The organism is Pseudarthrobacter sp. CC4 (assembly GCF_048957775.1).
In the GTDB taxonomy this organism is placed as follows: domain Bacteria; phylum Actinomycetota; class Actinomycetes; order Actinomycetales; family Micrococcaceae; genus Arthrobacter.
This window is the reverse complement of sequence record NZ_JARCCZ010000004.1, coordinates 59,782-73,112: the sequence shown is the minus strand read 5'-3', so window position 1 is coordinate 73,112 and position 13,331 is coordinate 59,782. Positions and strand designations below refer to the sequence as shown.

Here is a 13,331-nt window from a genome sequence, read left to right as displayed (position 1 = left end):
GTAGCGCCAAGTGTCGTTATGAACCCTGAAAACGACACTTGGCGCTACCTAGTTGGGTGACGCCGGCTCCCAGCTTTCTGTGACACCCTTAAACCAATGACTTTCCAACGGCAGGCACCCAGCAGGACACCGGCCCGACCCGCGCCGGGGTCGGGCTTCCTGTTCGTGCTTGCCACCCTGGCCTGCGTGGCCGGCCTGATCGCCACCTACTACTACTTCGTGCAGACCACCACCGGCCAGTTCATCGATGAGTCGGCGCTGGTGGAGGCCGTGGGCATCCACGGCCCGGCGGGCAAGGCGAGCACGCGGTTCCTGGACCTGCTGCCCACCATCTCACTGGTGATGGCCGCCGTCGTGGTTTTGTTTGTCACGGTGATCCGGAAGCACTGGGCGGAGGCCGGGATCGCCGTGGCCGCGTGCGTCGGGGCGAACATCGCCACCCAGGTGCTGAAGGACCTGCTCCCGGCCCGCCCGGACAAGGGTGTGGTGACGCTGGAGCTGAACTCGCTGCCGTCCGGGCACACCACGCTGGCGGCCTCGGCTGCGGCCGCGGTCTTCCTCATGGCCTCCCCCCGGTGGCGTCCGATGGCCGGTTTTGTGGGCGGCACCTTCGCCATCGCCTCCGGGGTCTCAACGCTGATCAACCAGTGGCACCGGCCGGCGGACGTGGTGGCCGCGTTCCTGCTGGTGGGCGCGTTCATGATTCCGGCGGGGTGGCTCATCATCCGGCGCGGGTCCTGGAATGAGTGGGACGGGTTCGGCAGGCACATCGGCTCGGCACGGCTCTGGCTGACGCTGCCGGTTGCGATCGGGCTGGTGTCCGCGGCGGTGGCGGTGTACTCGCTGGCCCGCATCGCGCCCGGCCCCTGGCAGGAGGCCAGCACCACGAACTATTTCTGGGCCGGGATTGCGCTGATCGTGATCGCCGGTTACCTGGCCACCGTCGCCACCACCTCACTGTTCGCGTATGCCGCACGACGGCGGGACCCGCCAGGGCGCTGACGGTCGGTTCTGACCCCGGCTGGGTGAATGTTGACGGTTTCTTGAGGAATTTCCGGCCCCTTTTTTGATACAGCCCGTGAATACTTGCTGGTGCTTGGCCGGGGATTTCGACCACATTGGTGCTCTTTGACCCCGCCCATCGGTCTCCTGGCGTCGTTTTGAAGTGGGCGCCGCCAGGTCTCCCGCGTCCCGGCGCCGTATGCCCCCCAAGGCGGCGCCGGGACTTCCGGCCGCCTACCCCGTGCCGAGTGTGGTGCAGCCCAACGGGGTCATGGATACTGTCGGTATGAACCGGGAGGCGCGGTCATGAGGGTCCTGATCGTCGACGACGAAGTGGTGCTGGCCGAAACGGTTCGGCGCGGGCTGCGCAATGAAGGGTTCGTCGTGGACCTGGCACACGACGGCGTCAGCGGCCTGCGGGCTGCAGTGGAGAACCCCTATGACGTGATCCTGCTGGACCTGATGCTGCCCCTGAAGAACGGCTACGACGTACTCAGGGGAATCCGGGAACACCGGATCTGGACGCCGGTCCTGATGCTGACGGCAAAAGACGGTGAGTACGACCAGACCGACGCCTTCGATCTTGGCGCGGACGACTACCTTACAAAGCCCTTCAGCTTCCTGGTGCTGGTGGCCCGCATCCGGGCCCTGGCACGCCGCGGCGCCCCCGAGCGGCCTGTGGTCCTCGCCCTCGGAAGCCTGAACCTGGATTCCGTGAGCCGCAGTGTCCGCCGTGGAGACACCCCCATCGGGCTCACCGCCAAGGAGTACGCGCTGCTGTACTACCTGATGCGCCGGCACGGCCAGGTGGTGTCCAAGTCCGAAATCCTGGACAACGTCTGGGGTTCCGACTTCGAGGGAGGGGGCAACGTCGTCGAGGTGTACATGGGCTACCTGAGGCGGAAAATCGATACGCCTTTCGGGCTGCACACCCTGACCACCATCCGGGGAATGGGGTACATGCTCACCCCCGACCGCCCTGCCGCAACGGTTTCCCCGGCCCTTTCAGCGGAGTGAGCGGCTGGACCAAGGCCTTCTCGGCGGACTCAACCCTGGTGGCCTGGGCGGGAAATGCCAGCTCGAACCGGCAGCCGCCGTCGGGAGCTTCCGTGCACAGGATCCGGCCGCCGTGGGCGCTGACGATCGCGGACGTGATGGCCAAACCCAGGCCGCTGCCGCCGCTTTCGCGCGACCGGCTTTCGTCAAGCCGGACAAAGCGTTCAAAGATCCGCTCTCGTTCGGCAACGGGCACGGGCGGGCCGTCGTCGTCGATGGTGAGCAGGACGCCGTCCGGCGAGTTGCGCACCTGGATGCTGATCCGTGCCCGTGCGTACCGCTCCGCGTTGTCCAGGACATTCCTGATGGCCCGGCCGAGGCTCCGGACATCACCGGTGATCCGGGCCGGTTCAAGCCTGGCCTCGATCTGGTGCCTGCTGGTGCAGCGCAGGCGGCGGACTTCGTCGTTGAGGACGTCGTCCAGGTCCACGTCCGCCGCCTCCAGGCGCAGGCCCTGGTCATCGGCCTTGGCCAGGGTCAGCAGGTCCTGGACCAGGTAGCGCATCCGGGCCGTTTCCCCGGCCACAACCTCCTTGGTCTCCTCCCACATGACCCCGGACGGATCGGCAGCTGCGATCTCCACCGCGGCGCTGAGGGTTGCCAGCGGGCTGCGCAGTTCGTGGCTCGCATCGGAAACGAAGCGCCGCTGTTCCCGGTCCGAGGCCTCCAGCCGGTCCAGCATCATGTTCATCGTCTGCGCCAAGGCCTGGATCTCGTCGGACGTCCGGGGCACCCCCACCCGGCCGTCCAGGCTCCGGGCGTTAATGCCCGCAACCTGGTCGCGGATCTGCTCAACCTGCCGCAGTGACCGTCCCACGAGGATCCAGACCCCGAAGCCCACACCTGCCAGGAGGAGTGGCGCGGCGCCAAGGATGAACCATGCCACGGTGGCCACGGTCTCCGCCTGCACTGTTACCGTGGCGGCAACGGCTACGGTGTACACCTTCCCGTCCTCGCCAACGCCCGTGGCCGCAACGAGCAGGTCATCATCGAACAGGCTCTGCTGCACGGAGACATTCTCGAACAGCGTTTGTTTGGCTTCCGGCCGCAGCGCCGTAATGGGCCTGGTAGCCGCGGCGGGGACCGACGCCGCCAGGACAGCTCCGTTGGGGTCTAGGATCTGGATGTACTGGCCCGGGCGCGCCGCGGACCTGACATAGTTGGCCGCTTCCTCGAGGTCCTGTTCCGCGATGTGGGCCACCACATCCTCGGCCTGGAGCCGGGTGAGCCTTTCGGTGGACGCCACCAGGGCCCTCTGCAGCAGCAGCAGGAGAATCAGTCCGCCCACGAGCAGCGCGGCCGCCACAAAGGCGACCGCCGTGGCCGTTGCCCGCTTGCGCACCCCCCAGCGCCGGGTGCGCGTTTTCCCGAAGCGGGGGCGCCGCTTTTCGGCATCCATGAACCAAGGATGCGTCCCGCTGCCGCCTGTGACAAACCCTCCCGGCAACTGTTTTTGATTCCCCTGTCCAGGCTGTGCCCCTGCTGAGGCAAACTGAGCCCTGGCTGAGATTTGCCCGGCGGAATTTGTGGGCGCAGAAGCCTTGGCAGCACACTGGTTTTATCGATCAGGATCTGCTGGGGGCCACACAACAGGAGACCGTCATGGGCCGGAAAATTCTTTTGATCACAGGCGTTGCTGCCGCGGCAGCCGCCATCACCGGAGCGTCCGTCGCCACTGCCGGCACCGCCCCGGGCGACGACCAGCCGTTGACCGGAAGCGCCCTGCAGCAGGCCAGCGATGCGGCCATTGCCCGCACGGGTCCCGGCACCGTTATCAGCGCCGAGACTGACAACGACCCCAATACTTCCTATGAAGTGAACGTTCAGTTGAACAACGGCAACCGGGTGGAAGTGGAACTCGACAGCTCGTTCCGGGTGGTCTCGGAGGGCCGGGACGACGATTCAGGGCAGCCGCTGAGCGCTGCAGACCGCGACAGGGCAGGACAAGCCGCACTGGCGAACGTGGGCAAGGGCCGGATCGGGGACGTCGAAAGGGAGAATGAAGGCGGCGCCGCCTACGAGGCGGAAATCATTCTTGACGACGGTTCCGAAGTTGACGTTGAACTGGGAGCAGATTTCCAGGTCCTGCGCACGGGCGCGCCTGAACGCGACTGATCCGCGGGCCAGGCAAAGCATGCAGGGCGGGGAGGCGCAAGATGAGGATACCGCCAAAAATTCACTTCCTCGCCCTGGCAATGGACAGCGGTTTCCTGGCCGCGGGATTGCTGGCCGGGCCCGAGGCCACAGGTACTGCCCTGTTCCTGGTTTCGATTGGACTCGGAGCGTATGCGAGGTTCGGGCGCCCCGCACCTGCAGTCAGGCGGAAACACCGGGCCTGCCCGGCTCGTACAGGTCAATGATCGGCAAATGCCCGTCGGTGCGGATGGCATCGCCGCCGCCGTTGCGGTGGTGGTAGCCGCTGGAGTAGTTGAGGATGACGTGCACGGACTGCACGGCCTCGGCTGCCTGCAGCGTGGCGATGATGAAGTCGCGTTCCTCGTCCGTACGGTCGGCAATTTTGTGCGTGATCTGGAACGTGAACAGGGACAGTCCCACGCTCCTGTCGTACGTGCCGGCCCCCACCCAGTCCACGGACAGGCCTCCCGGCAGCATCCAACCGGGCGGGCACTTCCAGAACCGGACATGGTGCCGCTTGCGCGGGTTCCCGTCGATCTCGCGCTGGAACGCCAGGTCCTGCCTGTTGCCGAAGACGTACAGGGAACTTACCGGGGCGGCGGGATAGCTGCGGCCCAGGACGGTGGACACCAGGGTGTGCCAGGCGGTCGCCGGGGTGATGGGATCCGCCTCCACCCAGCCGGCGGAAAGCATGGCCCGCCGCAGCTCTTCCTCCGTCCCCACTACGGCGAGATTGACGGGATCGCCCAGCACGCCGTCGCCCGTCCTTGCCCGGCCGATGAAGTAGTCAGGGATGTACAGGCTGCTCAGGATCTTGTGGACGCGCGGCAGCAGCGCATAGGCAAGGATCAGCCAGACGGGCAGGAACACCCACGCCTGCTCAGGGCCGCGGGAGAGCCTGGCGAGCAGGAAAAAGTACACAGCCCAGCCGACGGCGACGGTGACCGCCAGGTACAGCAGCCGCTGCAGCATCGCCAGGACTGTGGCCCACCTGCTCTGCCGGCGCTCCAAGGCGCTGCTGGAACGGGAGTGGTCAGGTTCGGCCGGAACCGCCCGCGCGGACCCCGCGCCGGAGGACCCCCAATGCGGGTCCCCGACATCCGGATTTTCCAGCCCGGGGGTCACGGCTCGTCGGGGTTCAGCTGCTCAACGATGATCCGCGCCGTCTGGGGATCACCCAAAATCCGGAAGTGCCCTGCGGTGGGCAGCTCGATGTTGGTGGCGCCGGGAAGGACGCTGCCCTCCGGAATGTGCGGATCGAACGGGCCGTAGATGGACGTGATCCGGCTGTTGATCGCCTCTTCGCGGGCCAGTTCGAGGGTCAGGGGGTGCCGGGGCGAAAAGATGCGCAGGCTCGGCAGCAGCATGTACCTGGCATAGCGCGAACCGGAGAACGGCGTGCAGACCGTGACCATCCTGTCGATCCGCTGCTCAGGGTCCAGCATCAGCATGGCGTACTTTCCGATCAGGCCGCCCTTGCTGTGCGCCACGATCGCGGCGTCCCGCAGCCCCGCTTCCTCCAGGTGCTGCGCCACCATCCGGGCCGCCGCGGGGACGTCCAGCTGGTTCCGCTGCAGCACCGTGACCACGTGGACGGGATGGCCGGCGTCGTGGATGGACTGGATGAGCGGCATCATGAACTGCCAGTTTTCGTATACACCGGGGATGATCAGCACCGGCCGCCGGTGGCCCTGGTGGAAGGACCCGGGCTGGACGCGCGACAACATGCCGCGGACCTGCCATCCCGCGGCATATAGGTAGTCCTGCAGCCACCAGGCACCTTTTTGCAGCGCACTGATCCTCATGGGCGTGCCCGGTTCACTCATCTGTCGAGGATATCCCGCGCTCCCGCCGGTCAGTAGTTGCGGCGGTGCTTCAGGCGCGGAATCACGACGGCGAACACGGCCGCCGCCGCGAACCCCAGTATGCCGGTGGCTGAGATCCCCGCGCCAAGGGTGGCAAGGGCAGTCACCCCGGAGAGCAGCACGGGCCCGGCGGTGGAGCCTGCGTCGGCCATGAACCGCCACAGCCCCAGGAACTGCCCGCGGCCCCGGTCCGGTGAGAAGTCGGCGCCCAGCGTCATCACCAGTCCCGAACTGATGCCGTTGCCGAACCCGATCAGCAGCGCCGCCAGCAGCAGCCCCGCAAAGGAGCCGGTCAGCGGAATCACCAGCAGGGCCACGCCCATCAGCAGCGTGGACGGGACGGCGACGAACTGCCGGCCCTTCCGGTCCATGAGCTTGCCGGCGGGATAGAACACCAGCATGTCGATCGCGCCGGAGAGCCCGTAGATCAGTGAAGCTGAGGTGGCGTCCAGGCCCAGGTTGTCCGCCCACAGCGGGATGACCACCTGCCGGGAGGAGCGGAGGGCGCTGAGCAGCAGGATCCCCACCCCCAGCGAAAGGAACACGCCTGCGTGGGACGCCGCAACGCTCCGGAGGGTGGGCTCCGGACCCTTGTGCCCGCCGTCGGGCCCTGGCGCAACGGCCAGGTCCGGGATGGTGAGGGACAGCAGCGCGGCTCCCGCCATGGCCACCACGCCCACCCAGTAGGCACCGCTGATCCCGGCGAACTGCATCACCGCCGCGCCAAGGAAAGGGCCGATGAACACGCCGATGCGGTTCACCCCGCCCAGCGTGGAGAGCGCCCGGGCCCGGAATTCCACGGGCACGGCCTCGGTGAGGTACTTCTGCCGGGCCAGGCCGAACACGGCCCCGGACATCCCGACGACGGCCATCGCCACTGCGAGCAGCCACAGCCCGTTGGGGACCACGGAAGTCAGCCCGGCCGCCGCGAGCGCGAGCCCGGCGGCGACGGCGGCAGCCACGATGGACCAGCGCTCACCGAATTTGAGGGTCACCAGGGAGGCGGGCAGGTTGAAGAACCAGGACCCCACGCCGATCAGCGTGACGACCAGGGCCGCGACGGCCACCGAAGCGCCGAGGTCGCGGGCGGTGAGGGCCACCACGGGCAGGATGGCTCCCGTGCCGATCCCGTAGAGCAGCGTGGGCCCGAAAGCAGCCACCGCCATGCCGCGCAGGCTGAAGGGCTGGGGGTCGTCCGGGGAAGTCATCAGATTTATCCTATGGCCGCGCCCGGCACGCCCTTTCCCCGGCACGCCGCCGGCCTGCGCCCCGAGGGCAGGGCTCAGTGCGCAGGGACTGTCCGTGCGCACCGAACCCGGGCCTCGGTGCGCAGCGCGGTACAACGCCAGCCCGGCTATCCCCAGCGCCGGGAGACTACTGGCGGGCCCGCTCTCCGAAGCCTGCCAGCGACCTGAACATGGCCACGATTTCCACCACCATGCCGATGATGGAGCCCACGATGCCCAGCACCAGCAGGACCCGCACCACCACGGGCCAGCCGGACCAGCTGTCCCCAAAGTCGAAGGGAAAGACCTCCAGCATCCGGAGGGTAGCCGCAAGCCCGATGCCCAGGACCGCCAGGTTCCCCAGGGCCATGACGCCCCGGTTGCGGATCACCACGAAGATGAGGTTGGCGATGATGCCCGCGGTCAGGGACGCGTTGATAATTCCGAGCACACGTTCCATGTCCGCCGTCAGGAAGGGCACAACCTTCCAGCCCGGCCAGATGTTGATCCCCCACAGCAGCACGGCGTTAACCAGCACAGAGCCAATGTTGCCGCCGCGGGTGGTCACGGTCTTGTCCGCCATAGTGACTCCCAAAGCGAGTGGACGGCCGGAATGATTGGGCGCGCCGCCTGCCAACATCGTTCCCACGGGAAACCCCGGCCGGAAGTGCCAAAAGGCCCGTAAATGTAGCAATTCGGGGGTCACAAATGCCCCGCGGAGGAGTAGCGTTCGCTTTATGGGGCGCTGTTCCGCGCCCATGCCAACGGGGAGGTCATTCGATGGGTGAAGTGTGGATCCGCACGCTCGGCAACGGGCTGGTCCGGGCAGACAGAGTCACCGAAATTTCATCCACCAGGGGGTCCTTGCACGAGGACCAGGGGTATTCACTGAAAGTCATCGTGGACGGCAAGGGCCACGTGCTGATTGACGACGCCGACCTGCAGGGCACGCTGGCGGAGCGGCTGGAGTACGCCCGGCACGTGGAGGACGCCCTGCTGCTCGCCATGGACGAGGCACGGGACAGCGACGCCGCCGTCGTCATTTCCTATGAGCCCGAGCGCGAGCGCTGGTCCGCCGCACCGGTCACGGTGTTAGCCGGAAGGCTTGCCGAACCGGTGGGCTGAGCCTGTTGCCTTTCGCCGCGGACGACGCCGGGCGGCCGCTGGGGTGCCGCCCGCTGCGGCTTGGCAGCCGCTTGCGCCTGCACGGGTTCACCGGTCCGCGCCGGCAGGCCCGTTATGCTCGTGCGCGTGAAGCAGAGCGCCCAGAGCGCAAGCACCAGCACCACCACGGCCACCCAGGGCAGGTCCGGCCACGCCAGCATGAACGGCACGGCCACGGCCACCCCCGTCACGATCAGCAAATACCACGTGACGTACCACCAGGGGTTGGCCGGCAGGTTCCGCGTGGGATCGCTGGACTGCCGGAAGGACGGCTTGCGCAGCCGCTGCAGCCGGTCGTGCAGCACTCCCCACACCGGCCCGTTCAGGAGTCCCACCAGCACGCCGGCGAACACGGCGGTTGTCACGGCCAGCACGCCCAGGTCCTGCCAGTGCGCCCAGTGGTAGGTCGGGCCGGAGCACAGCCAGGCGGACCACCAGGGATCCCCGGCGGCGCCGGGCGGGCCGCACTGGACCAGGTTCCGCGTCCAGTCCAGGGAACCGAGCCACGCCAGCGCAGCAGGAGCGCTCAAAGCTGAGGTGATGACGGCGAGAAGCCGCGTCACGCCCAGGCTCTTCACCATGACGCGGTGCGGGCGGAGCCGCCGGTCGCCGTCGAGCATCCTGAACGCCAGCCCGGCAGTGTCCGGTGGCGGCGGGTCCAGGACCAGCCGCGCCAGCGGATCCAGCACCTCAACGCGGTTCTTGGAGTAGACAATGTGGTCGTAGATCAGGGCGGACCTGTTGTACACGGGATGTTCCTCGGGGCCCGGACCGCCGTCGCCCCCGGTGTCCCGGGCGTAGATCTTGCCGAAGACCGGCAGCGGGCCGTTGGCGTGCGTGGAGATGGGCCCGGCGGGCACAAAGTCGAACTTCCCCCACACGTTGATCCACCGGGGGCGACGGGGGTTGGCCAGCCAGTCCGTCACCGGGTCCTCCCCCGTCCCGCCGCCCCACTGCGCGTAGCCCAGCAGGTCCAGCCCGCTGCCCACGCTGACAAAGTTGGTGGCGCGGGCCTGGTTCTGGAACAGGACCTGCCCGGTGATCGCCGCGCCCTGGCTGTGCGCCACCACGGTCACCTCCGTGCCCGGGCTGTGGTCCCAGCGCTGGAGCGTGTCCACCACCCGCTGCCGCATGGCCGCGGCCTGCAGTGGCTTGCGCTTCCACACCTGGGGATCGCCCAGGAAGTCCGCGAACAGGGACACGAGCCTCCCCACCCACCGGCCCGGCCCCGGAATCCACGCCAGGATGATGATCAGCAGCAGCACCACCAGCACCGCAAGCAGGATGAAGAACCCGGCGAACGCGGCCAGCGACGTGAGGACCAGCTGCCGCAGCCAGGCGCCGAGCCACCCGATGTCCTTCCGCTGGCCGGGATGGAGGTTCCACTTGATCAGCTGCACGGACCGCATGTACACGCGCAGGGCCGTGCGCAGCGCCCACGAGTAGGTTGAAGCGGCCGACGCCGGCTCGAAGTCCCTGCCCCAGGACGCCTCGGTCATGAGCACAGTCAGGTAGTCCGGTTCGTGGCCGTCCACGCCGCGGAGGACCTTGACCAGCACCTCCGGCGCGTCGCCCACCGCGTTGGCCTTGGTGATCACCAGGTGCGGATGCGCGGTGTGCGGCACCATGTCCAGGGAGAGATCGTGCAGGCTCAGCATCAGCGGCTGGGCCCACTCCTGAAGGGTGCCGCCCTTGAGGGCCCGCCCCATGCCGTGGACGAACACCACCACGTGGTCCGGCCGGGCCGGTTGCCCGGGGCGCCCGGGCCCGTTCGCGGTCTCCGCGCCCTCGGCGGCGCCATGGCCGCCACGGCTTGCGCGCTTGTCCATGGCTAAATGATCCACCCGCGCCAACTGGCGGGGAAGGGAAAGTGCGGAACCCGGATCCTGGTTCCGCACTGCGGTCCGGACGTTCCCCGGGGTGGAGGCGGGCGCTCAGCGATCGGACGGCGGCGGCCCGGATGCCGGGGTTTCCGGCGCCGGCTGGGCGTCTGCCTGGCAGCCGGTGCAGCAGGCAGCGTCTTCTTCACCAGGGCCGTTGCCGTCATTGGCGTGCAGGACAGGGCAGCAGGCCTCACCCCGCCAGGCGTCGATGCCTTCACGGACGGCGATGCCGGCGATGACCAGGGCGGCCCCGGCATCGGCCCACCACCAGCCCAATGCACTGTTCAGGACCAGGCCAACCAGCAGCACGGCCGAAAGGTACGTGCAGAGCAGCGTCTGCTTGGAATCGGCCACGGCGGTCCTGGAGCCCAGTTCCCGCCCGGCGCGGCGCTGCGCCCAGGACAGGACAGGCATGACCGCCAGGCTCAAGGCTGCGATTGCGATTCCGGGCGCCGAGTGCCGGGCTTCTCCCCCGCCCGTGAGTGACCGGACCGCGTCCACGCTCACGAACGCGGCCAGGGCAAAGAAGGAAATGGCAATGATCCGGAGGGTCAGGTGCTCGCGCCGCTCCGGATCCTTGGCGGTGAACTGCCAGGACAGCGCCAGGGCGGATGCCACCTCTATGACCGAGTCCAGGCCGAAGCCCACCAGCGCCGAGGAGTCCGCGGTCCCGCCGGCCCAGAGTGCCACCACGGCCTCGATGACGTTATAGCTGATGGTGGCGGCCGCGAACAGCCGGATCCTCCGGCTCAACACCGCACGGCGTTCCGGGGTTGGTGTGTGGATCAGCGTCATGCCACGCACTCCCCGTCCGGGGCGCAGCAGGCCGGATCCACGGCAAGGACAACGCCGATCAGGTCCTTGATGGCGTGGCCAAGCCGGGCGTCCGCGAGTTCGTAGCGGCTCCGCCGCCCGTCCTGGACAGCAACCACCAGTCCACAGCCGCGCAGGCAGGCCAGGTGGTTGGACATGCTCTGCCGCGAGACGCCCAGGGCGTCCGCCAAATCCGAGGGATAAGCAGGCGCTTCCGAGAGGGCCAGGAGAATCCGCGCACGGGTGGCATCCGACACCGCATAACCGAACCTGGACAGCACGGGGGCCTGAATGAGCAATTCCATGGACTCAAAGTACATCCACAGATGTATTCAGGCAAGCGTGTACTAACGGCCGGAGGTTACTCCGCCTTTACCCGTTACCTTTGCCCTTGCCCTTCTCGGCGTCCTTCTTGGCATCCTCAAGCTGCTTTTCAGCCTCCTTTTGGGCGTCCTCCTGGTCCTCAGCGGCCGTTGGTTCCGCGGAAGGTGCGGGCTGCGGCTCCGCCGCCTGCTGCGCCGCCTCGAGTTCAGCCCTGATCTTGCTGATCGCAGCCTCCGCGCGCGCCTTCCGTTCGGCCGACATCAGGCCCTTTTCCGCTGCGGTTGCCACGTCCTGGCCCAGCTGTTGAAGCTCGGCGAGCGCCGCCGGAAAGTCCTGCTGCGCGGCGAACTGCTTAGCCGAGGCCACCCGGGCCTGCAGGCCTTCCGCCGTTCCTGCATCCACCTCCGACGCACCGGCGCAGGACGTCAACAGCACAAGCCCCAGGCAGGCGGCCAGGATCCGGACCGCGTGTTTTGTCCGGCTCATGGCGTGACGCTCTCTTCCAGTTCCTTGAAGTGCTCGCCCAGCGGTCCGGTGATGACCGGCTGGGGTGTTTCCACGGGGGCCGGGGAGGGACGTTGGATGGCGGCCAGCAGGACTGCCGCGAGGACCAGCACAAGAACGGCGACGGCGGCAAGGACCCAGGGCCGGCGGCCTCCCATTGTGCCGGGCTTCTTCCACGGACGCCGCGCGATTGATGGCCCGCGGGCCGGCGCTTCAGGGATTCCTGCCCCGGCTTCAGCGATGCCTGCCCGGGGAGCCCGCTGCCATGACGTCGCGTTGGTTGCTTCGCTGCCGGAAAGGGAGGGAAGCCTGGGACCCCGGGTACCTGCCGGCGCTGCGGGCCCGGAGTTCCCGGACGGTCCGGGAGCATTTCCGGGCCGTTGGGGAGCAAGGACGCGGGTGGGCTGCGGAAGGGCTGCGGTGGCGGCCGTTGCCCCGCCGCCTGCATCGGCCAGCCCGCCCCAGTCTCCGGCCGTGCCGAATTCTGCGGCCACGGCCGAGGCCTCCGGCCGTGCACGGGGGTCCCGTGCAGTCATGGCGGCGAGAAGCGGCACCCAGCTCGGGCCCAGGGAAGCGGGAATATCCGGGTCCCGCGAGAGCCTGGCCACTGCGGCCTCAAGCGGCGGCCCGGGGAATGCCACCTTCCCGGTCAGCGCCTCCAGCAGCACAAGCCCCAGCGCATAGATGTCCGCCGGCGGTCCAACCTGCTCCCCGCTGGCCTGCTCCGGACTCAAGTAGGCCGCCGTCCCCGGAACCATGTTGGTGGCGGTGACCCGGGCGCCGTCGAGCATCCGTGCGATGCCGAAGTCCGCCAGCTTGGGGCGCAGGGGGGAATCCGCCGTGTAACGGGTCAGGAGGATGTTGGCGGGTTTGATGTCGCGATGGACCACGCCCCGGTGGTGGATGTACTGCAGCGCCCCCGCTAGCTCGGCGCCCAGCCGGGCCACCTCAGCGCCGGGCAGCGGGCCCGAAGCCAGGTGCCCGCGCAGGTCCACGCCGCTGACCAGTTCCATCACCAGGAACGGCACCTCCCGCCCGCCGCTCAGCAGGGTTCCGGTGTCGAAAAGCGTCACCAGGCCGGGGTGGTTCAGCCCGGCAAGCATCCGGGCTTCTGCCTGCTGCCTCCGCAGTTCGTCCGGATCGGTGACGTCGGCACGGAAGACCTTAAGCGCCACTTCCCTGCCCAGCACCACGTCGGTTCCCCGGTAGACGCTCCCCATGCCGCCGTCGCCAATTACCTGGCCAACCCTGTAGCGTTCGCCCAGGATCGTCCCGGCCATACCCGTCTGCGTTTCTTCCACCATGCGGCCCCCTGCCTTCAGTCCACCCATCACTCTAGCCAAACCACCATGTGCGCA

At 68.2% G+C, this 13,331-nt stretch carries 14 protein-coding genes; 4 read left to right on the top strand and 10 right to left on the bottom strand.

The window, feature by feature from the left end; genetic code table 11:
- The first annotated feature begins 96 nt into the window (after positions 1 to 96).
- Together PV768_RS04745 and PV768_RS04740 are read left to right on the top strand one after the other, a co-directional pair.
- A complete protein-coding gene (locus PV768_RS04745) occupies positions 97 to 1,002 on the top strand; it encodes a phosphatase PAP2 family protein (RefSeq protein WP_421092411.1) in 906 nt (301 codons plus the stop codon).
- Positions 1,003 to 1,308: 306 nt separating this feature from the next.
- Positions 1,309 to 2,019, top strand: a complete 711-nt coding sequence (locus PV768_RS04740) for a response regulator transcription factor (RefSeq protein ID WP_421092410.1) — start codon at positions 1,309 to 1,311, stop codon at positions 2,017 to 2,019.
- On the opposite strand, the gene PV768_RS04735 is transcribed toward PV768_RS04740, so the two are convergent.
- Complete coding sequence (locus tag PV768_RS04735; protein WP_421092409.1) at positions 1,967 to 3,457, bottom strand: ATP-binding protein; 1,491 nt, start codon at positions 3,455 to 3,457, stop codon at positions 1,967 to 1,969. The genes PV768_RS04740 and PV768_RS04735 overlap by 53 nt on opposite strands.
- Positions 3,458 to 3,660: 203 nt before the next feature.
- Here PV768_RS04735 and PV768_RS04730 point away from each other — a divergent pair, with 203 nt between their 5' ends.
- The gene (locus PV768_RS04730; RefSeq protein WP_157241497.1) at positions 3,661 to 4,173 is read left to right on the top strand and encodes a PepSY domain-containing protein; all 513 of its coding nucleotides are present in this window, start codon (positions 3,661 to 3,663) and stop codon (positions 4,171 to 4,173) included.
- A gap of 201 nt (positions 4,174 to 4,374) precedes the next feature.
- Here PV768_RS04730 and PV768_RS04725 read toward each other — a convergent pair whose 3' ends face one another.
- The 4 genes from PV768_RS04725 to PV768_RS04710 all read right to left on the bottom strand — a co-directional run bounded on the left by PV768_RS04725 (position 4,375) and on the right by PV768_RS04710 (position 7,868).
- Positions 4,375 to 5,319 (bottom strand): LssY C-terminal domain-containing protein, encoded by a 945-nt coding sequence (locus PV768_RS04725; RefSeq protein WP_421092408.1) that lies wholly within the window; start codon positions 5,317 to 5,319, stop codon positions 4,375 to 4,377.
- On the bottom strand, positions 5,316 to 6,020 hold the full coding sequence (locus PV768_RS04720) for an esterase/lipase family protein (protein WP_421092407.1): 705 nt from the start codon (positions 6,018 to 6,020) through the stop codon (positions 5,316 to 5,318). The genes PV768_RS04725 and PV768_RS04720 overlap by 4 nt, the downstream gene beginning before the upstream one ends.
- A gap of 29 nt (positions 6,021 to 6,049) precedes the next feature.
- Positions 6,050 to 7,267: an MFS transporter gene (locus tag PV768_RS04715; protein WP_421092406.1), complete on the bottom strand. Its 1,218-nt coding sequence runs from the start codon at positions 7,265 to 7,267 to the stop codon at positions 6,050 to 6,052.
- Positions 7,268 to 7,433: 166 nt separating this feature from the next.
- Entirely contained in the window at positions 7,434 to 7,868 is a 435-nt protein-coding gene (locus tag PV768_RS04710) for a hypothetical protein (protein WP_421092405.1), read from the bottom strand.
- Positions 7,869 to 8,065: 197 nt separating this feature from the next.
- Between PV768_RS04710 and PV768_RS04705 the strand changes: the two genes are divergently transcribed.
- Positions 8,066 to 8,410: a hypothetical protein gene (locus PV768_RS04705; protein WP_104998767.1), complete on the top strand. Its 345-nt coding sequence runs from the start codon at positions 8,066 to 8,068 to the stop codon at positions 8,408 to 8,410.
- Here PV768_RS04705 and PV768_RS04700 read toward each other — a convergent pair.
- The 5 genes from PV768_RS04700 to PV768_RS04680 all read right to left on the bottom strand — a co-directional run bounded on the left by PV768_RS04700 (position 8,332) and on the right by PV768_RS04680 (position 13,277).
- Positions 8,332 to 10,278 (bottom strand): hypothetical protein, encoded by a 1,947-nt coding sequence (locus PV768_RS04700; RefSeq protein WP_421092404.1) that lies wholly within the window; start codon positions 10,276 to 10,278, stop codon positions 8,332 to 8,334. The two genes, PV768_RS04705 and PV768_RS04700, sit on opposite strands and share 79 nt — an antisense overlap.
- 105 nt (positions 10,279 to 10,383) lie before the next feature.
- Positions 10,384 to 11,127, bottom strand: a complete 744-nt coding sequence (locus PV768_RS04695) for a cation diffusion facilitator family transporter (protein ID WP_323056909.1) — start codon at positions 11,125 to 11,127, stop codon at positions 10,384 to 10,386.
- Positions 11,124 to 11,450 carry an ArsR/SmtB family transcription factor gene (locus tag PV768_RS04690; protein ID WP_421092403.1) on the bottom strand — a complete coding sequence of 109 codons (327 nt, stop codon included), beginning with the start codon at positions 11,448 to 11,450 and terminating at the stop codon, positions 11,124 to 11,126. The genes PV768_RS04695 and PV768_RS04690 overlap by 4 nt, the downstream gene beginning before the upstream one ends.
- 67 nt (positions 11,451 to 11,517) lie before the next feature.
- Positions 11,518 to 11,955, bottom strand: coding sequence for a hypothetical protein (locus PV768_RS04685; RefSeq protein ID WP_421092402.1), 438 nt, complete (start codon positions 11,953 to 11,955; stop codon positions 11,518 to 11,520).
- Positions 11,952 to 13,277, bottom strand: coding sequence for a protein kinase domain-containing protein (locus tag PV768_RS04680; protein WP_421092401.1), 1,326 nt, complete (start codon positions 13,275 to 13,277; stop codon positions 11,952 to 11,954). Before PV768_RS04680 ends, PV768_RS04685 begins: the two co-directional genes overlap by 4 nt.
- Positions 13,278 to 13,331 lie beyond the last annotated feature (54 nt).